Source organism: Kitasatospora sp. NPDC114501 (assembly GCF_055633695.1).
On record NZ_JBVKDS010000023.1, the window covers coordinates 26,777 to 44,053 of the forward strand.

Here is a 17,277-nt window from a genome sequence, read left to right on the forward strand (position 1 = left end):
CGTGACGATGACTCAGTGGTCCGTAACGGCAACCGGCGTGCTCGCCGTCCTCGCCCTCGTGGCCGCCGCGCGGTACCGCGCCGTATCCGTCACCCAGCGCCGCCGCGCCGACCGGCTGCACGGGGAACTCCTCGCCCTCCAGGACCAGCTGGCCGTCGAACTCTCCCGCCGCGGCGCCGAACTCGCCGCCGTCCAGCAGGAGCAGGAGCACACCGCCTCCACCCAGCGGGCCTTCCTCAGCGTCGCCCGCCGGATCCTGGTGATGGCCCACGACCAGCAGGCGCTGCTGGACGAGATGGAGCGCACCCACGACGACCCCGCGCTGCTGGAGGGCCTGCTCAAGGCCGACCACGCGGCCGCCCAACAGGCCCGGCTGGCCCAGACCCTGGCCGTGCTGTGCGGCGCGCGGGCCGGCCGGCACTGGCCGGAACCCGTCTCCCTGGAGGACGTCGTCCGCGGCGCCCAGTCCCGCATCCTGCCGTTCCAGCGGGTGGTGGTGCGCAGCCGGACCGAGACCGCGGTGGTCGGCGCCGCCGCCGAGGCGCTGATCCACGCGATCGCCGAGCTGCTGGACAACGCCACCCGCTACTCCCCGCCCAGCACCCAGGTGTTCGTCACCCTGATGCCGGTGCACAACGGCGCCGTCATCGAGATCGACGACGGCGGCGTCGGCATGCCGGAACAGGCCGTCGCCAAGGCCGCCGCCGCACTGGCCGGCGGCAGCACCCTGGAGGTCTCCCGGCTGGGCGAGGTGCCGCAGCTGGGCCTGGCCGCGGTCGGCCGGCTCGCCGAGCAGTACGGCTTCCGGGTCACGCTCAGCTCGGCGCCCTCGCCGTACGGCGGCGTGCGCGTCGTCCTGCTGCTGCCGAACGCGCTGCTCACCGAGCCGCTGCCGCCCACCGTCCCCGGCCTCGGGCCGGACGACCGGGCGTTCACCCCCGGTCCCCGACCGGCCTCTCCCGCCGGTCACCCCATGGTGGAGACCCCGCCCCCCGGCCGGCACGCCGCCACCGGTGACACCCCTCCCCCGCTGCCCCGCCGGAGCCACCGGCGCGGCCGCACGGGCCGCCCCGCCCAGCACGCCGCTCCCCCACCGCCGCCCGCGCCGCCCTACCGCTCGGCCCGGGACGCGCAGGCGTTCATGGCGATGTTCCAGGCCGGGACCGCCAGCGGCCGTTCCGCCGTCCGGGCCCAGGCCCAGTCCGACCGTCCCCAGCCCGCTTCCCCCCGACTTCCCCAGCGCTCCGGAGAGTTCCATGACCACCACCCCTGATCTCGGCTGGCTGCTCGCCGACATCATCGCCGTCCCGCAGGTCCAGCACGCCGTCGTCGTCTCCAACGACGGCCTGGAGATCGGCCGCAGCGCGGGCATCGCGCGCGACGACGCCGAACGGCTCGCCGCCGCCTGCTCCGGACTCCAGTCGCTGGCCCGGGGCGTGGCGACGGGCTTCGGCGGCCCCGGCAGCGCCACCCGCCAGATCATCATCGAGTACGGCGGCGGCTACCTCTTCGTCGTCGCCGCCGGGGCCGGCGCCCACCTGGCCGTGGTGACCAGCGAGGCGGTCGACGCCGGCCTGGTCGCCTACCAGATGCAGGTCCTGGTCGAACGGATCGGCGCCCACCTCACCAGCCCGCCGCGCGTCGACCACGCGGCGGGGGGCCACCGGTGAGCGGCCCGGTCCGGCCGTACGTCATCACCGGCGGGCGCAGCCGCCCCACCCGGACCGAGCTCGCCGTGGAGAGCCTGGTCAGCGCGTTACCGGAGGCGCCGGACCTGCCCGAACACGAACTGCTGAACCGCGAGCACCGGCGCATCCTCGCCCTCTGTCACAGCCTGCTGTCCATCGCCGAGGTGGCGGCCCACCTGGGGCTGCCGCTCGGCGTCGTCAAGGTACTGGTCGGGGACCTGTGGGACCTCGGCGCCGTGCAGGTGCTCCCGCCCGTCCCGCAGGCCGAACGCCTGCCCGCAACCCTTCTGGAAGAGGTGCTCGTTGGCCTCCGCCAACTCCGCTGAAGCCGCCCCCGGGGCCGCCGGGTCCGCCGACGGGCCGCAGTACCTGCCCTCCTCGGTGCAGGGCGCGGTCAAGATCCTGGTCACCGGTCCGTTCGGGGTCGGCAAGACCACCCTGGTCGGCTCGTTGAGCGAGATCACCCCGCTGCGCACCGAGGAGACGATGACCGCCGCCAGCGCCGGCGTCGACGACCTCACCGGGCTCGCCGGGAAGAGCACCACCACCGTGGCGCTGGACTTCGGCCGGATCACGCTCAACTCGCGGCTCGCGCTGTACCTGTTCGGCACGCCCGGGCAGCAGCGGTTCTGGCCGCTCTGGGACGACCTGTCGCGCGGTGCGCTCGGCGCCATCGCCATGGTCGACCTGCGCCGCCCGGACGAGAGCTTCGACGTGCTCGGCCGGCTGGAGGAACAGCGCATCCCGTTCGCGGTCGCCGTCAACACCTTCCCGGACACGCCGAGTTACCCGGAGGAGGAGCTGCGGTCGGCGCTGGACCTGCTGCCGGAGGTGCCGATCCTCTACTGCGACGCGCGCGACCGCCGGCAGTCCTACGACCTGCTGATCGACTTCGTCGACCACCTGCACCGCAGCTCGGTCCTGGAGCTCCAGGGATGACCGCCCCCGAACCGCCCGGGCCCCCCGGGTGCCCCGTCGCCCACGGCGGCGGCCGGCCCGGCGGGCTGCCCGTGGGCGTGCCGCTGACCCCGCTGTACGGCCCGGCCGTCGCGGACGACCCGCACGGCCTGTACGCCCGGCTGCGCGAGCGCTACGGGCCGGTCGCGCCGATCGAGCTGGAGCCCGGGGTCGAGGCCTGGCTCGTCCTCGGCTACCCCGAACTGCTCGAACTCACCCGCAACGAAGCGCTGTTCTCCAAGGACTCGCGTCGCTGGCGGGTGCCCGCCGAGGGCCGGCTGGCCGCCGACTCCCGGCTGCTGCCGATGACCTCCTGGCGGCCCACCCTGCTCAACCTGGACGGCGCCGAGCACCAGCGGCTGCGCTCGGCCGTCTCGGACACCCTGGCCCAGATTGACCACCGCCAGCTGCGCGGGACCACCGAGGCCGCCGCCAACGGGCTGATCGACAGCTGGGGCCCGGACGGCACCGCCGACCTGATCGCCCAGTACGCCCGCATCCTGCCGCTGCTGGTCTTCACCCAGCTGGTCGGGCTGCCGGTGGAGAGCGGGCCCCGGCTGGTCCAGCTGATCAGCCACTTCGTGGACAGCAGCGCGCAGTCGCAGCGCGCCGGTGCGGAGTTCCAGACGCTGCTGGTCGACCTGGTGCGCAGCCGCCGGGCCACCCCGGGCGCGGACCTCACCTCCTGGCTGCTCGCCCACCCGGCCGGGCTGACCGACGAGGAGGCGGTGCACCACCTGGTGGTGCTGCTGGTCGCGGGCAACGAGACCTCGATCAACTGGACCGGGAACACCCTGCGGCTGCTGCTCACCGACCGGCGCTTCCGGGCCACCCTCACCGGCGGGCGGCTGACCGTCTCCGACGCGCTGGAGGAGGTGCTCTGGCGCGACCCGCCGACGCAGAACTTCCCCGGCCGCTGGGCCACCGGCGACACCGTGCTCGGCGGCCAGTACATCAGCGCCGGCGACATGCTCGTCCTCGGCCTCGCCGCGGCCAACGCCGACCCGGCCGCGCAGGGCGTCTCGGCCGCCGCCCAGGGCTCGCTCGGCGGCAACCGGGCGCACCTCGCGTGGGGCGCCGGCCGGCACGTCTGCCCGGCCCAGCACCCGGCCCGGATCATCGTCGAGACCGCCGTCGAGACCCTGCTGCACCGTCTTCCCGATCTCCAACTGGCCGTACCACCGGGAGAGTTGACCTGGCGCCCGTCCCCGTGGTCACGGGCCCTGACCGCCCTGCCGGTGCTCTACAGCGCCTTCACCCCGCCCCGCCCGCCAGCCCCCGAGAGGCCCGCATGGACACCATCGACGCCGGAAACCGCGCCGAGCCCGTCAGACTCGACCCCTTCGGCCGCGACCAGCACGGCGAGAACGCCCGGCTCCGCGCGGCCGGCCCCGCGGTCCTGGTGGAGCTCCCTGGCGGGGTGGTGGTCTGGGCGATAACCCACCACGACACCCTCCAGTCGCTGCTGGCCGACCCCCGGGTCGGCAAGGACGCCCGGCACTGGACGACCTTCCGGGAGGGACGGCTGCCGGAGGGCTGGCCGCTGCTCAACTTCGTGGTCGTCCCCGGCATGGTCACCGCCGACGGCGACGACCACCGGCGGCTGCGCGGGCTGGTCTCGCAGGCCTTCACCCCGCGCCGGATCGCCGACCTGGCGCCCGCGATCGAGGCCCGGACGATCGCGCTGCTGGACGGGGTCGCGAAGCTGGAGGGCGAGTTCGACCTGCGGCGGCACTTCGCCTACCCGCTGCCGATGCAGGTGATCGGCGAACTGCTCGGCCTGGCGCTGGAGCAGCAGGACGAGCTGCACGAGCTGTCCGACACCATGGTCTCCAGCTCGGCCACCCCGGCCGCGGCCCTGGCCGCGCAGCGGGGCCTGAACGCGCTGCTGGCCTCGGTGGTGGCGGCCAAGCGGGCCGAGCCCGGCGACGACCTGACCACCGACCTGATCGCCGCCCACGACGCCGGCCACCACCTCGACCGGCAGCGGCTCAGCGAGGCCGAGCTGGTCGGCACCCTGCTGCTGATGCTGGTCGCCGGGCACGAGACCACGCTCAACCTGATCACCAACGCCGTCCGCGCCCTGCTCGCGCACCCGGACCAGCTGCGGCTCGTCCTGGACGGGGAGCGGCCGTGGTCGGCGGTGGTCGAGGAGACGCTGCGCTACGACTCCCCGGTCGGGCAGTTCCCGCTGCGCTACGCGATCGAGGACATCGAGGTCGGCGACGTGGTGATCCGGCGCGGCGAGGCCATGCTGGCCTCGTACGCGGCGGCCGGGCGGGACTCCGGGCACCACCCGGACGCGGACCGCTTCGACCTCACCCGGCAGCCCGCCAAGCACCTGTCGCTCGGCCACGGGCCGCACTTCTGCCTCGGCTCCGGGCTCGCCCGGCTGGAGGCCGAGACGGCGCTGCGGCACCTGTTCACCCGGTTCCCCGGGCTGGCCCTGGCGGAGGGCCGGACCGACGAGCCGATCGCCTCGTTCGTCAGCAACAGCGTGCGCACCCTGTGGGTGACGGTCTGAGCGATCCGGTGACCTGAGGGCGGTCCGGTCGTTCGGCAGGGCATGAAGAAACTCGCCACCCTGGCCGCCCTCACCATGGCGGGCCTCGCCCTCGCCGTCCCGGCGGCCTCCGCCACCACCCAGACCGCCTCCTCGCCGGACCTCTCCGGCGGGCTCACCGACGGGCTGGAAGTCGCCCCCGCCGACCTCGCCCTGCGGACCGTGGGCAAGCTCCCGGTCGTCGGCAAGGCCGCCGACCAGGTCGAGGCGCTCGGGACCAACCAGATGAGCCACCCGGGGCTCAGCGGGCAGGTCCTGAACTGACCCGCCGGTCCGGCGACCGCCGGGCCGGGTGAGCCTCCCGTGGCCGGCCGGCCGACCCCCGTACGGCCGGCCGGCCACGGCGTCCGGCCGGCGGTACCGAGCCCGCGGGGTTCGATCCGTGGGGTTCGATCCGCAGGGTCCGGTCCGCGGCACTCAGCCCGCGGCGAGCCGGTTGAGCTCCGGGTAGCTCAACCCCTCGGCGAGCGCGGTGAACGTGCCGTGCCCGTACACCTCCTCGGCGGCCCGGCGGACCGCCGCGTACGCCACCTCGGCCAGGCCCGGGCCCAGGCTGATCCGGGCCACGCCGAGCCCCGCCAGCTCGGCGACCGCCGGGGCGCCGGGGCCGGCCAGCACGTTCAGCGGCGCCGGAACGGCCGCGACCAGGGCGGCGATGGTCTCCGGGTCCGACACCCCGGGGACGAACACCCCGTCGGCGCCCGCCGCGACGTACGCCCGCAGCCGCCCCACCGCGTCGTCGAACCGGCCCTCCGGGGCGCCGATCCCGCGCAGGAACACGTCAGTACGGGCGTTGACGAAGAGCGGCACGCCGGCCGCGTCCGCCGCGGCCCGGGCGGCCGCGATCCGCTCGGCGGCCTCCTCCGTCGGTCGGCCCTCGTCCTCCAGGTTCACCCCGACGGCGCCGGTGGCGAGCAGCGCGGCGACCGTCTCGCCGACCCCGGCGGCGGTGTCCGCGTAGCCGGCCTCCAGGTCCGCGGTGACCGGCAGGTCGACCGCGCGGACCACCTGGGCGGTCCGGGCCAGCACCTGCTCGCGGTCGGCGCCGCCGCCGTCCGCGCTGCCGAGCGACCAGGACACGCTCGCGCTGGCCGTCGCGACCGCCCGCGCCCCGGCGGCGGCCACCAGCCGGGCGCTCGGCACGTCCCAGACGTTCGCCAGCACCAGCGGCCCGCCCGGGCGGTGCAGCTCCCGCAGCAGCCGGGCCTTCTCCCGCCGGACGGCGAGGTCGGTGGCGCTCACCTGGCGGCCGGGCTCATGCGGGTGGACACGCCGATCCGGTTCCAGGCGTTGATGGTGGTGATCAGCGCGATCAGCTGGGCCAGCTCGGTCTCGTCGAACCGTGCGGCGGCCTCCGCGTACACGGCGTCCGGCACGTGGCCCTGGGTCAGCAGGGTGACGGACTCGGTGAGGGCCAGGGCGGCGCGCTCGCGGGCGGTGAAGAAGGGGGTCTCGCGCCAGGCCGGCAGGGCGAGCAGCCGGTGGTCCCGCTCACCGTGCCCGCGGGCGTCGGTGGCGTGCATGTCGATGCAGAAGGCGCAGCCGTTGATCATCGAGGCGTGCACCTTGACCAGCTCGGCGAGCACCGGGTCGAGACCCTCCCGGGCGGCCCGGTCCACGGCGACCATCGCCTGGTAGAAGGCGGGGGCGAGCTTGTCCATCCTCAGGCGCTGCTCGGGGGCGGGCACCGGGGCGCCGTCGGTCGCGGTCGTCACGTTCGTCGTCATGGCCGCCAGCCTAGGGGCGCGATGGCCTGCCGCCCTGGTGCGTTCGGCCACCCGTTCCTTGGGCCACTTCCGGCGTGCGAACGCCCGTGCGAGGATCGCTGGCAGGAGATCGCCGACAGGACGAGGTCAGGGGGCAGGCCGTGTGCACGGCGTTCGTCAGCATCGAACCGGGAGCGGCCGTCCCGGTGCTGCTGCTGTCCGTCCGGGACGAGTACCTGGGCCGCGCCTGGCTGCCGCCGGACCACCACTGGCCGGACCGGCCCGAACTGCTCGGCGGACTGGACCTCGCGGCCGGCGGCACCTGGCTGGCCGTCGACCCCGGCCGGCGCACCGCCGCCTGCCTGCTCAACGGCTTCGGCCCGCTCGCCCCCGCCGACACCCGGCTCAGCCGCGGCCGGCTGCCGCTCACCGCCGTCCGGGAGGGCGGGCTCGGCCACCTCGACCTCACCCCGTACGACCCGTTCCACCTCGTCCTGGTCCGGGCCGACGGCGCCCGGGTGTCCAGCTGGGACGGCGGGCGGCTGGAGGAGCGGGAACTGCCGTCCGGCCTGAGCGTGGTGCTCAACGACGGGCTGGAAGGCCTGGCGACAGGGCGGACCGCCTCCGAACGGATCCGCGCGCTGATGGCCGCGCGGGCCGCCCACTTCCGGGCCCGGTTCACCGCCGAGCCCCGGCCCGAGCCGACCGCCGCGGGGCCGGCCGCGGCGGCCTGGGGCGGATGGCTGCCGATCGTCGCCGGGGACGGGCTGGCGCCGGACGCGGACGCCGCGCTGATCCAGCGGCGGGACTTCGGCGACGGGCGGATCTGGGGCTCCTCGTCGATCTCGCTGCTCGCGCTCGGACCGGAGCTGCTGCGCTACGACTTCGCGGCCGCGCCGGTGGCCGCGGACGGGCCGGGGTGGCGCCGGGTGGCCGCGCGCTGAACGACGGCGGCCCGAGGATCTGGCGGCGGCGGAAAAGGACTTGAACCTGACGCTGCGGGAGGCGGCATCGTGGCGCGGGTCGAGCCCGAAGGAGACCCGTCGTGACCCGCCCGGACGCCCCGCCCCGCCCCCGCCGCCTGCTCGCGGTGCTGACCGTCGCCCTGCCGCTGGTGGCCGCCCCGGCCGCGGTGACCGCCGTGGTGCTGCTCTGCGACGCGGCGCACCGGGCCGTCCCGTCCGCCACCGTGCTGGTCGCCGTGGCGGCATCGCTGATCGGGCACCTCGGCCCGGGCGTCCCGCAGCCGTACGGTCGGTGAACCGGCCTACCCGTCGGTCCTGGCCGGCCGCGCCGCCCCGGCCAGGACCCGGGCGAGTTCGGCCGGCCGGGAGAACATCGGCCAGTGCCCGGTGTCCATTTCCACCAGCCGCCAGTGGCCGTCCGCGACCAGCCGGGCGACCACCGGCGGCGGCTCCGGCCAGTCCAGCAGGCACTTCACGTACACCGCCGGGAGCGCGCTCAACGAGCCCTCCAGGACAGCGGGTTCGGTCAGCGAGCGGCCCGGGTGCGGGGTCGCCCCGGTGGCGATCCGGGTGATCTGCTCGACCGTCAGCCCCTGTTCGGCGAACTCGGCCGGCGGCAGCGGCGGCCACCAGCCGTCGTGCGCGGCGAGGTCCGCCCGCAGCGCGGCCGGCTCCGGCATCTGGTCGGCGAACGACTCCCCCGCCACCGGCACGTTGGCGTCCACCAGGACCAGCCCGGCCAGCCGCCCGCCGATCCGTTCGGCGGCCTGGCCCACCGGGATCCCCGAATAGCTGTGCCCGACCAGCACCACGTCGCGCAGGTCCAGCCGCTCCACCTCGGCGACGACGTCCGCCACGTGGGTCTGCTGCCCGGCGGGCGTCCCGCGCCTCTCCGCGAGCCCGGAGAGCGTCACCGGGTACGCTCCGTGCCCGGCCGCGGCCAGCTCCGCCACGACCCCGTCCCATGCCCAGGCACCGAGCCAGGCACCCGCCACCAGTACAAAGTTCGCCATGGGCGGCACGGTAGCGCGTGGCCGCCCGGGCGGCCCGGGAAACAGCGGGAAACAGCACGTGGACGAGACGTGCTGAAGGCACCGAGCGGGCCGGGCCCGCTCACCGGCGGGACGGACGTCGCCACCGGCGGCCCGGCCCGAACGCTCCCCCTGGCCGGCCGGGTCGCCGACCGGCCAGGGGGCCGCGGGACGGTCAGACCGTGAGGCCCAGGGCGGCCAGCCGGGTCGGGTCGGTGAGGATGTCCAGCGCGGTGACACGGCCCCCGTGGATGGTGAACGACATGACCGACAGCGGGCGGCCCCCGGCGAAGGACACCACGCCCGGCGAGCCGTTGACCAGCACCAGCCGTCCGTCGGCGGCGAAGCGGGCGAAGGTGATCGCCTGTGCGGCGACGTCCGCCGCACCGCGGCGCAGCGCGCTCGGCACCAGCGTGCCGCCGTCCGAACGGGCCACCACGTCCGGGTCGAGCACGGTCAGCAGGGCGTCGAAGTCACCGCCCCGGGCGGCGGACAGGAAGGCCTCCACCACCTCGCGCTTGCGGGCGTTGTCGGAGTCCGCGGCCGGGGTGGCGCCCTGGACCCGGCGGCGGGCCCGGCTGGCCAGCTGCCGGGTGGAGGCTGAGGTGCGGCCGAGCACCTCGGCGATCCCGTCGAAGGGCACCTCGAACATGTCGTGCAGCACGAAGGCCACCCGCTCCGCCGGGGAGAGCGTGTCCAGGACCACCATCAGCGCGATCCCGACCGAGTCCGCGACCAGGATCTCGTGCACCGGGTCCAGCGCCGACAGACCGCTGACCACCGGGTCCGGCAGCCGCACCTGGCCGTCCTGCTCGGGCAGCGGCTCCTCCCGGCGGGTGGTGCGCGAGCGCAGCTGGTCCAGGCAGACCCGGCCGACGACGGTGGTGAGCCAGGCCCCGAGGTTGCGCACCCCGCCCACGTCGCTGCGGCTCAGCTTCAGCCAGGCCTCCTGGACGGCGTCCTCGGCCTCGGCGATCGACCCGAGCATCCGGTAGGCCACCGACCGCAGCTGGGGCCGCTCCGCCTCGAAACGCCGGGCCAGTTCGGCCGGTTGGAGCTCGGTCGAACTGGCCGGAGGGATTTGCTCGCTCACCCTGTCACATCCTCGCATCGGGATCCGTCGGTCCGGTGACGGACGCTAGCCGACGAGGAGAACACGATGAGCACCGCCCACACCGCCCGCATGAAGAACCCCGCCACCGTCCTGCCGGACGCCATGAAGGGCATCCAGGCCGTCTACCAGGCCGTGTACCAGGGCGGCGCCGACCCCAAGGTCCTGGAGCTGGTGCACCTGCGGGCCAGTCAGATCAACGGTTGCAGTGCCTGCGTGTTCGCCGGCGTCCAGGGCGCGCGGAAGCACGGCGAGACCGACGAGCGGCTGCACGCGGTGGCCGCCTGGCGCGAGGCGCCGTTCTTCACCGACGAGGAGCGCGCCGCCCTCGCCCTCACCGAGGCCGCCACCCGGATCGCCGACCGCTCGGGCCGGGCCGTCCCGGACGACGTCTGGGACGCCGCCGCCGACCACTTCACCGAGGAACAGCTCTCCGCGATCATCCTGATGATCGGACTGACCAACCTCTTCAACCGCATCAACACCACCATCGAGGAGCCCGCCGGCACCACCTGGTGACCCCCGCCCGAGGGCGAGAATGGGGCCGTGAGCACCTCCTGGACCACCTTCGGCGGCGACCTGCACCTCGACCTCACCGGGCGGCGGGCAGCCGGCGCCGGACTGCGGGCAGCCCTGGAGGACGCGCTGCGCGAGGCCGTCCAGGACGGCCGGCTCGCCCCCGGCACCCGTCTGCCGTCCTCCCGGGCGCTCGGCGAGGACCTCGGCATCGCCCGCAACACCGTGGTCGAGGCGTACGGCCAGCTCACCGCCGAAGGCTGGCTCAGCTCCCGGCAGGGCTCCGGCACCACCGTCGCCCGGCGAGCGGTGCCCGAGCCGGTCCGGACCCGACGGCCCGCCGACCGGCCGGCACCGCGGCGGGAGCCCGCCCGCTACGACCTGATGCCCGGTCGGCCCGACCTCTCGCTCTTCCCCCGCACCGCCTGGCTCGCCGCCGCCCGCCGCGCCCTCGCCACCGCGCCGCACGAGGCCCTCGACTACGGCAGCCCGCTCGGCCGGATCGAACTGCGGCAGGCGCTCACCCACTACCTGGCCCGGGTCCGCGGCGTCCGCACCGATCCCGACCACCTGCTCGTCTGCACCGGCGTCACCCAGGGCCTCGGCCTGCTCTGCGCCGCCCTGCGGGAGCGCGGGGCCCGCGCGCTGGCCGTCGAGGAATACGGGCTGCCGCCGCAGCACGCGGTCGCCCGGGCCGCCGGGCTCACCGTCACCCCGGTGCCGCTGGACTCCGACGGCGCCCTGGTCGACCGGCTCGACGGCCGGGCCGGCGCCGTCCTGCTCACCCCGGCCCACCAGTACCCCACCGGCGCGGCACTGGCCGCCGACCGGCGGGCGGAGGCGGTGCGGTGGGCGCGGGAGCAGGACCGGTACGTCGTCGAGGACGACTACGACGGCGAGTTCCGCTACGACCGGCAGCCGCTGGGCGCGATGCAGGCGCTCGATCCGGAGCGGGTGGTGTACGCCGGGACGGCCGCCAAGAGCCTGGCGCCGGGCCTGCGGCTGGCCTGGCTGGCCCTGCCGGACGCGCTGGTCGAGCCGGTCGCCCGGCTGAAGGCGCTGGCCGACACGATGTCCCCGGTGCTGGACCAGCTGACGCTGGCGGAGCTGATCACCTCCGGCACGTACGACCGGCACGTACGGCGCTGCCGGCTGCACTACCGGCGCCGGCGCGACCACCTGGTGGCGGCGCTCGCCGAACACGCCCCGCGGGTCCGGGTCACCGGCATCGCGGCCGGTCTGCACGCCGTCCTCCAGCTGCCGCCCGGTTCCACCCCCGAAGCCGAACTCCTCGCCCGCGCCCGGCAGGCCGGGCTCGCCCTCGGCGGCCTCGCCTGGAACCGCGCCGCCCCGACCGCCGCCGAAGCCCCGCCCGCCCTGGTGATCGGCTACGGCACCCCGCCGGAGCACGCCTTCCCGGGGGCCGTACGGGCCCTCTGCGAACTGCTGCGCGGGGCTTAGGGCGTGTCTGGCACGCCCTGGGAACAGCGGTCCGCCCGCCTCCTCGGGGGTGGGGGCGGGCGGACGATCGGGGGTGCGGACTACTTGTTGCGGCTGCCGAGGGAGAACAGGAGGATGATGAAGCCCGCGAAGGCGTGGCATCCGACGGTGTAGATCAGCAGGCGGAGGTAGATCCGCTTGTTGGCCCACTTGCCGGCGTCCATGGTCTTCGGGCCCGCGGCGGTGTCGGGGGCGACGGTGGTGGTGGGATCGGCCATGGTGATCTCCTCCGGGGTGTTCTGACGGCAGGTCAGTGGACGGCGGCGGGGCCGCCGCCGAGGCAGAGTTCGCCGCCGGGGCTCTGCAACAGGGTGTGGACGAAGAGCAGTTCGACGCCGCTGTCCGACTCCGCGGCGATGCAGTGCGGGGTCAGCGAGTCGTAGTGGGCGGAGTCGCCCACCCCGAGGTGGTGGACACGGTCGCCGAGGGTGACCCGGAGGGCGCCCCTCAGGACGTACAGCCACTCCTCGCCCGGGTGCACCCGGACCACCGCGTCCTGCACGCCCGGCGGGACGTGCACCCGCAGCGCCTGCATGGCGCGGCCGGGGGCGCCGGCCCGGCGGTAGCCCCAGCCACCGGCCCGGCCGGGCTCGATGGCGCCGCCGCGGACGATCGGGTCCGGCTCGGCCAGGGTCTCGCCGAGCAGCCCGGAGACCGAGGTCCCGTACGCGCGGGCGAGGCCGAGCAGCACGGGCAGCGAGGGCTGCCGGCGGCCGGTCTCCAGCCGGGACAGATAGGCTGGGGAGAGCCCGACCCGCCCGGCGGCCACCTCCAGGGTGAGCCTGCTGCTGAGCCGGTGCTCACGGAGACGGGCGGCGAGGCCGGCGACCTCCTGGTCGTCGGGCTGTTCGCCGCCGGCCGCGGCACCGGTGGAGCTGCTGGTCATGTGTCCAGTGGACACCCGCCGTGCCGTACGGGCAAGGAATTTGCCTCAGAGGCAAGCCCTGGGGGCCCGCTCACGGCCGCGGGATGTTCCGCAGGTTGCTCCGGGCCAGGTCGATCATCCGTCCGACCCCGCCCGAGAGCACCGTCCGGCCCGCCGCCAGCGCGAAGCCCTTCAGCTGCGCGGCGGTGATGTGCGGCGGGATGGACAGCGCGTTGGGGTCGGTGACCACGTCCACCAGGGCCGGGCCCGGCCGCTCCAGCGCCTCCGCCAGCACCTCCCGGACCCGGGCCGGCTCGGTCACCCGCTTGGCCGGGATGCCCATCGCCCGGGCGATCCCGGCGTAGTCCACGTCCCCGTTGTCGATCTCGGACTCCGGGTAGCCGGAGACCAGCATCTCCAGCTTGATCATGCCGAGCGCGCCGTTGTTGAAGACCACCGTCTTCACCGGCAGCCGGTGCCTGACCACCGTGAGCAGCTCGCCGAGCAGCATGCCGATCCCGCCGTCGCCCGCCATCGCGACCACCTGCCGCCCGGGGCAGGCGAGCTGGGCGCCGATCGCGTGCGGGAGGGCGTTGGCCATCGAGCCGTGCAGGAAGGAGCCGATCACCCGGCGGCGGCCGTTGGGCTGGAGGTAGCGGGCGGCCCAGACGTTGTTCATGCCGGTGTCCACGGTGAACACCGCGTCCTCGGCGGCCACCTCGTCCAGCACCGAGGCGACGTACTCGGGGTGGATCGGCAGGTGCTTCTCGATGTCCCGGGTGTACGCGCCGACCACGTCCTCCAGCGCCCGGCAGTGCTTGCGCAGCATGCCGTCCAGGAAGGCGCGGTCGGACTTGGCGTCCAGCAGCGGCAGCACGGCCCGCAGGGTGGCGGCCACGTCGCCGTGGACGGCCAGCTCGAGGGCGGTGCGGCGGCCGAGCCGGGTGGCGTCGTGGTCGACCTGGACGGTGTGCGCCTGCGGCAGGAAGGAGTCGTACGGGAAGTCGGTGCCGAGCAGCAGCACCAGGTCGGCGGAGTGCAGCGCCTCGTGGCAGGCCCCGTAGCCGAGCAGGCCGCTCATGCCGACGTCGTACGGGTTGTCGAACTGGATCCACTCCTTGCCGCGCAGGGAGTGGCCGATCGGCGCGGCAAGGGCCTGCGCGGCCGCCATCACCTCGGCGTGCGCCGCGCGCACCCCGGCACCGCAGAACAGGACCACCTTGCGGGCCGCGTTGAGCAGCCGGGCCAGCTCCTGCACCTGCGACCAGGGCGGCGCGGCGACGGCCTGCTCGGTGAGGAAGTGGCTGGTGCCGGTGGGCGCGGCGGCGGGGAGCGCGGCGACGTCCCCGGGGAAGGCGAGCACCGAGACGCCGTGCGAGCCGAGCGCGTGCTGGACGGCGACCCGCAGCAGCCGGGGCAGCTGGGCGGGGGTGGAGAGCATCTCGCACCAGTTGCTGCAGTCGGTGAACACCCGCTCGGGGTGGGTCTCCTGGAAGAAGCCGGTGCCGATCTGCCCGGACGGGATGTGCGAGGCGAGCGCGAGCACCGGCAGGCCGCTGCGCTGGGCGTCGTAGAGGCCCTGGATGAGGTGGGTGTTGCCGGGGCCGCAGGAGCCGGCGCAGACCGCGAGCCGGCCGGAGAGCTCGGCCTCGGCGGCGGCCGCGAAGGCGCCGGCCTCCTCGTTGCGCACGTGCACCCAGCTGATGCCGTCGGCCCGGCGGATCGCGTCCACGACGGGGTTGAGGCTGTCGCCGACCACGCCGTAGACCCGCTCCACCCCGGCCTGCCGGAGCACCTCCACCATCTGTTCGGCCACGGTCGGCACGGCTGCGCTCCTTCGGTCGCCACGGGACACCTGCACCCTCCGTCGGGGCGGCGCCGGGCGCAGCCGGGGTGGGCCGGACGGGTGGGCGGGGGCGCGGGGCAGGGGGCGGGCGGGTGCGGGCTACTCCGCCGGAAGGTGGTCCTGCTGGCCGAGCTTGCCCGCCGCGAGGCCGGCCTGGGGCTGGCGGCGGGCGGGTTCACGGCCCGGGGGCTGGGAGACCCGCTCCTGGGCGGGCGGGGCGGTGGTCGGCACGGTGACCGGGGCACCGGCCTTGACCTGCACCGCCTCGCCGTCGTGCCACAGGTGGAGGACCTCGCCGCGGCGCAGCGTGTACGTCGTCCGCGCGTGGGCGATGTCGACCTTGAGCAGGTGCCCGCGCACCAGCAGCGAGAAGCTCAGCCGCATCAGCCCGGACGGCAGCCGGGGCCGGAACGAGAGCGTCTCGGTGTGGTCGCGCAGCCCGCCGAAGCCCGCCACCAGGGCGATGCAGGCCCCGGCGAGCGACGCCATGTGCAGGCCGTCACGGGTGTTGCCGCCGAGGTCGTGCAGGTCCATCAGGGCGGCTTCGGCGGTGTAGTCGTAGGCGAGGTCGAGCTGGCCGACCTCGGCGGCGATGACCGCCTGGGTGCATGCGGAGAGCGAGGAGTCCCGGACGGTCAGCCGCTCGTAGTAGGCGAAGTTGCGGGCCTTCTGCTCGTCGGTGAAGGCGTCGCCACGGACCTGCATGGCGAGCACCAGGTCGGCCTGCTTGACCACCTGCTTGCGGTACAGGTCGAAGTACGGGTAGTGCAGCAGCAGCGGGTAGTTCTCCGGCGGGGTGTGCTCGAAGTCCCAGACCTGGTGGTGGGTGAAGTCGTCGGCCTGGGGGTGGATGCCGAGGTCCGCGTCGTACGGGACGTACATCGCGGCGGCGGCGTCGCGCCAGGCGGCGGTCTCCTCGGTGTCCACCCCGAGCAGCGAGGCCTCGTGCGGGTGGCGGACGGCGGCCTCGGCGGCGGCGCGCAGGTTGCTCTGCGCCATCAGGTTGGTGAAGACGTTGTTGTCCGCGATGGCGCTGTACTCGTCGGGGCCGGTGACGCCCTCGATGCGGAACCTCCCGGCCACGTCGTGGTGGCCGAGCGAGCGCCACATCCGGGCGGTCTCGACGAGCAGTTCGAGCCCGTACTCGCGCTCGAAGTCCGCGTCCCCGGTGGCCCGGACGTAGCGGGCGACGGCTGCGGCGATGTCGGCGCCGATGTGGAAGGCCGCGGTGCCGGCCGGCCAGTACCCGGAGCACTCCTCGCCACGGATCGTCCGCCACGGGAACACCGCGCCGGACAGGCCGAGTTGGACCGCCCGCTCGCGGGCCAGCGGCAGGGTGGTGTGCCGCCAGCGCAGGGCCTGGTTGACGGCGTTGGGCAGGCAGTAGGTGAGCACCGGCAGGACGAAGGTCTCGGTGTCCCAGAAGCTGTGCCCGTCGTAGCCGGGCCCGGTCAGCCCCTTGGCGGGGATCGCCCGCTCCTCGCTGCGGGCGCCGGCCTGAAGGACGTGGAAGACGGCGAACCGGACGGCCTGCTGGAGTTCGACGTCGCCCTCGATCTCGATGTCGCTGGTCTCCCAGAACTCCCGGAGGAATTCGGCCTGTTCGGCGACCAGTCCGTCCCAGCCGGTGTACCGGGCGGCGGTCAGCGCGGCCTCCACCTGGTCCCGGACGGCGGGCAGCGAGCGGGTGCCGGACCAGCCGTAGGCCATGAACTTGGTCAGCCGCAGCCGCTGCCCGGCGTGGAGCACGGTGGTGACGCTGATCCGGCAGTGGTCGGCCTCGGACTCGGCGACGGTGTCGGACTCCTCCGGGCCCTCGATGACGTGGTCCATCCCGGCCGCGACCCGGATGCCGCTGTAGCGGGTGCGGTGCACCAGGACGGCCTTGGTGCCGCTGGCATGGTGCGCCTCGGGGTGCAGCGGCGCCTCCAGCACGGCGGCGGCCCGCGGGTCGCCCTCGGGGCCGCCGGGCAGCTGCTCGTTGGCGACCAGCTCGGACTGGAGCACCATCCGCACCGGACCGTCCACCGCCTCGACGCTGTACTCGACGGCGGCGACGGCGCGCTGGGTGAGCGAGACCAGCCGGGAGGAGCGCACCCGGATCGTCCGCCCGGCCGGGGAGGTCCACTCGGCCTCCCGGTGCAGCAGGCCCTCGCGGAAGTCCAACCAGCGCTTGTGGCTGATCAGTTGGCCGTAGCGCAGGTCGAAGGGCTCGTCGTCCACCAGCAGCCGGATGATCTTGCCGTTGGTCACGTTGATGACGCTCTGGCTGGACTCCGGGTAGCCGTAGCCGCCCTCGCCGTACGGCAGCGGGCGCAGCTCGAACACGCCGTTGAGGTAGGTGCCGGGCAGGCCGTGCGGCTCGCCCTCGTCCAGGTTGGCGCGCAGGCCGATGTGGCCGTTGGAGAGCGCGAAGACGGACTCGGCGCGGGCCATCGAGGCCAGGTCCAGGCCCTGTTCGGTGATCTGCCAGGGGTCGATCGCGAAGTTGTCCGCCGGACTCATGCTCCCACCTCGCCGCGCTCGGCA

General features: G+C 75.1%; 18 protein-coding genes. 10 read left to right on the forward strand and 8 right to left on the reverse strand.

Annotation, left to right across the window (positions count from 1 at the left end; translation table 11 throughout):
* Positions 1 to 7: 7 nt before the first annotated feature.
* The 6 genes from ACZ7RU_RS33785 to ACZ7RU_RS33810 all read left to right on the forward strand — a co-directional run bounded on the left by ACZ7RU_RS33785 (position 8) and on the right by ACZ7RU_RS33810 (position 5,472).
* A complete protein-coding gene (locus tag ACZ7RU_RS33785; protein ID WP_470344865.1) occupies positions 8 to 1,273 on the forward strand; it encodes an ATP-binding protein in 1,266 nt (421 codons plus the stop codon).
* Positions 1,257 to 1,670 (forward strand): roadblock/LC7 domain-containing protein, encoded by a 414-nt coding sequence (locus ACZ7RU_RS33790; protein ID WP_470344807.1) that lies wholly within the window; start codon positions 1,257 to 1,259, stop codon positions 1,668 to 1,670. Before ACZ7RU_RS33785 ends, ACZ7RU_RS33790 begins: the two co-directional genes overlap by 17 nt.
* Entirely contained in the window at positions 1,667 to 2,014 is a 348-nt protein-coding gene (locus ACZ7RU_RS33795) for a DUF742 domain-containing protein (protein WP_470344808.1), read from the forward strand. The genes ACZ7RU_RS33790 and ACZ7RU_RS33795 overlap by 4 nt, the downstream gene beginning before the upstream one ends.
* A complete protein-coding gene (locus ACZ7RU_RS33800) occupies positions 1,992 to 2,627 on the forward strand; it encodes a GTP-binding protein (RefSeq protein WP_470344809.1) in 636 nt (211 codons plus the stop codon). The genes ACZ7RU_RS33795 and ACZ7RU_RS33800 overlap by 23 nt, the downstream gene beginning before the upstream one ends.
* Positions 2,628 to 3,936: 1,309 nt before the next feature.
* Positions 3,937 to 5,169, forward strand: a complete 1,233-nt coding sequence (locus ACZ7RU_RS33805) for a cytochrome P450 family protein (protein WP_470344810.1) — start codon at positions 3,937 to 3,939, stop codon at positions 5,167 to 5,169.
* 42 nt (positions 5,170 to 5,211) lie between these two features.
* A complete protein-coding gene (locus ACZ7RU_RS33810; RefSeq protein WP_470344811.1) occupies positions 5,212 to 5,472 on the forward strand; it encodes a hypothetical protein in 261 nt (86 codons plus the stop codon).
* A gap of 153 nt (positions 5,473 to 5,625) precedes the next feature.
* Here ACZ7RU_RS33810 and ACZ7RU_RS33815 read toward each other — a convergent pair whose 3' ends face one another.
* Positions 5,626 to 6,450, reverse strand: a complete 825-nt coding sequence (locus tag ACZ7RU_RS33815) for an isocitrate lyase/PEP mutase family protein (RefSeq protein WP_470344812.1) — start codon at positions 6,448 to 6,450, stop codon at positions 5,626 to 5,628.
* The gene (locus tag ACZ7RU_RS33820) at positions 6,447 to 6,935 is read right to left on the reverse strand and encodes a carboxymuconolactone decarboxylase family protein (RefSeq protein WP_470344813.1); all 489 of its coding nucleotides are present in this window, start codon (positions 6,933 to 6,935) and stop codon (positions 6,447 to 6,449) included. The genes ACZ7RU_RS33815 and ACZ7RU_RS33820 overlap by 4 nt, the downstream gene beginning before the upstream one ends.
* Before the next feature lie 140 nt (positions 6,936 to 7,075).
* Between ACZ7RU_RS33820 and ACZ7RU_RS33825 the strand changes: the two genes are divergently transcribed.
* Both ACZ7RU_RS33825 and ACZ7RU_RS33830 read left to right on the forward strand, forming a co-directional pair.
* Positions 7,076 to 7,858, forward strand: coding sequence for an NRDE family protein (locus ACZ7RU_RS33825; protein WP_470344814.1), 783 nt, complete (start codon positions 7,076 to 7,078; stop codon positions 7,856 to 7,858).
* 101 nt (positions 7,859 to 7,959) lie between these two features.
* Positions 7,960 to 8,175, forward strand: a complete 216-nt coding sequence (locus ACZ7RU_RS33830) for a hypothetical protein (RefSeq protein WP_470344815.1) — start codon at positions 7,960 to 7,962, stop codon at positions 8,173 to 8,175.
* A 6-nt stretch (positions 8,176 to 8,181) separates the two neighbouring features.
* Here the strand turns inward: ACZ7RU_RS33830 and ACZ7RU_RS33835 are convergent, their stop codons facing one another.
* Both ACZ7RU_RS33835 and ACZ7RU_RS33840 read right to left on the reverse strand, forming a co-directional pair.
* Complete coding sequence (locus ACZ7RU_RS33835) at positions 8,182 to 8,892, reverse strand: alpha/beta fold hydrolase (RefSeq protein WP_470344816.1); 711 nt, start codon at positions 8,890 to 8,892, stop codon at positions 8,182 to 8,184.
* Between the two features lie 193 nt (positions 8,893 to 9,085).
* Entirely contained in the window at positions 9,086 to 10,003 is a 918-nt protein-coding gene (locus ACZ7RU_RS33840) for a sigma-70 family RNA polymerase sigma factor (RefSeq protein WP_470344817.1), read from the reverse strand.
* A 66-nt stretch (positions 10,004 to 10,069) separates the two neighbouring features.
* Between ACZ7RU_RS33840 and ACZ7RU_RS33845 the strand changes: the two genes are divergently transcribed.
* On the forward strand, positions 10,070 to 10,540 hold the full coding sequence (locus ACZ7RU_RS33845; protein WP_470344818.1) for a carboxymuconolactone decarboxylase family protein: 471 nt from the start codon (positions 10,070 to 10,072) through the stop codon (positions 10,538 to 10,540).
* A gap of 27 nt (positions 10,541 to 10,567) precedes the next feature.
* Positions 10,568 to 11,998 carry a MocR-like pyridoxine biosynthesis transcription factor PdxR gene (gene pdxR, locus ACZ7RU_RS33850; RefSeq protein WP_470344819.1) on the forward strand — a complete coding sequence of 477 codons (1,431 nt, stop codon included), beginning with the start codon at positions 10,568 to 10,570 and terminating at the stop codon, positions 11,996 to 11,998.
* Positions 11,999 to 12,078: 80 nt separating this feature from the next.
* Here pdxR and ACZ7RU_RS33855 read toward each other — a convergent pair whose 3' ends face one another.
* The 4 genes from ACZ7RU_RS33855 to ACZ7RU_RS33870 all read right to left on the reverse strand — a co-directional run bounded on the left by ACZ7RU_RS33855 (position 12,079) and on the right by ACZ7RU_RS33870 (position 17,253).
* Positions 12,079 to 12,255: a DUF6126 family protein gene (locus tag ACZ7RU_RS33855; RefSeq protein WP_387759078.1), complete on the reverse strand. Its 177-nt coding sequence runs from the start codon at positions 12,253 to 12,255 to the stop codon at positions 12,079 to 12,081.
* Positions 12,256 to 12,287: 32 nt separating this feature from the next.
* Positions 12,288 to 12,923: a helix-turn-helix domain-containing protein gene (locus tag ACZ7RU_RS33860; RefSeq protein WP_470344820.1), complete on the reverse strand. Its 636-nt coding sequence runs from the start codon at positions 12,921 to 12,923 to the stop codon at positions 12,288 to 12,290.
* A gap of 70 nt (positions 12,924 to 12,993) precedes the next feature.
* Positions 12,994 to 14,727 (reverse strand): pyruvate dehydrogenase, encoded by a 1,734-nt coding sequence (locus ACZ7RU_RS33865; RefSeq protein ID WP_470344821.1) that lies wholly within the window; start codon positions 14,725 to 14,727, stop codon positions 12,994 to 12,996.
* 120 nt (positions 14,728 to 14,847) lie between these two features.
* Positions 14,848 to 17,253, reverse strand: a complete 2,406-nt coding sequence (locus ACZ7RU_RS33870; protein ID WP_470344822.1) for a glycoside hydrolase family 65 protein — start codon at positions 17,251 to 17,253, stop codon at positions 14,848 to 14,850.
* Positions 17,254 to 17,277: the final 24 nt, after the last annotated feature.

Bases quoted from the DNA above. Each gene is read 5' to 3' on its own strand.
- ACZ7RU_RS33785 (WP_470344865.1), top strand. From the start codon at position 8: ATGACTCAGTGGTCCGTAACGGCAACCGGCGTGCTCGCCGTCCTCGCC.
- ACZ7RU_RS33790 (WP_470344807.1), top strand. From the start codon at position 1,257: ATGACCACCACCCCTGATCTCGGCTGGCTGCTCGCCGACATCATCGCC.
- ACZ7RU_RS33805 (WP_470344810.1), top strand. From the start codon at position 3,937: ATGGACACCATCGACGCCGGAAACCGCGCCGAGCCCGTCAGACTCGAC.
- ACZ7RU_RS33810 (WP_470344811.1), top strand. From the start codon at position 5,212: ATGAAGAAACTCGCCACCCTGGCCGCCCTCACCATGGCGGGCCTCGCC.
- ACZ7RU_RS33820 (WP_470344813.1), bottom strand. From the start codon at position 6,935: ATGACGACGAACGTGACGACCGCGACCGACGGCGCCCCGGTGCCCGCC.
- ACZ7RU_RS33835 (WP_470344816.1), bottom strand. From the start codon at position 8,892: ATGGCGAACTTTGTACTGGTGGCGGGTGCCTGGCTCGGTGCCTGGGCA.
- ACZ7RU_RS33845 (WP_470344818.1), top strand. From the start codon at position 10,070: ATGAGCACCGCCCACACCGCCCGCATGAAGAACCCCGCCACCGTCCTG.
- ACZ7RU_RS33855 (WP_387759078.1), bottom strand. From the start codon at position 12,255: ATGGCCGATCCCACCACCACCGTCGCCCCCGACACCGCCGCGGGCCCG.
- ACZ7RU_RS33860 (WP_470344820.1), bottom strand. From the start codon at position 12,923: ATGACCAGCAGCTCCACCGGTGCCGCGGCCGGCGGCGAACAGCCCGAC.
- ACZ7RU_RS33870 (WP_470344822.1), bottom strand. From the start codon at position 17,253: ATGAGTCCGGCGGACAACTTCGCGATCGACCCCTGGCAGATCACCGAA.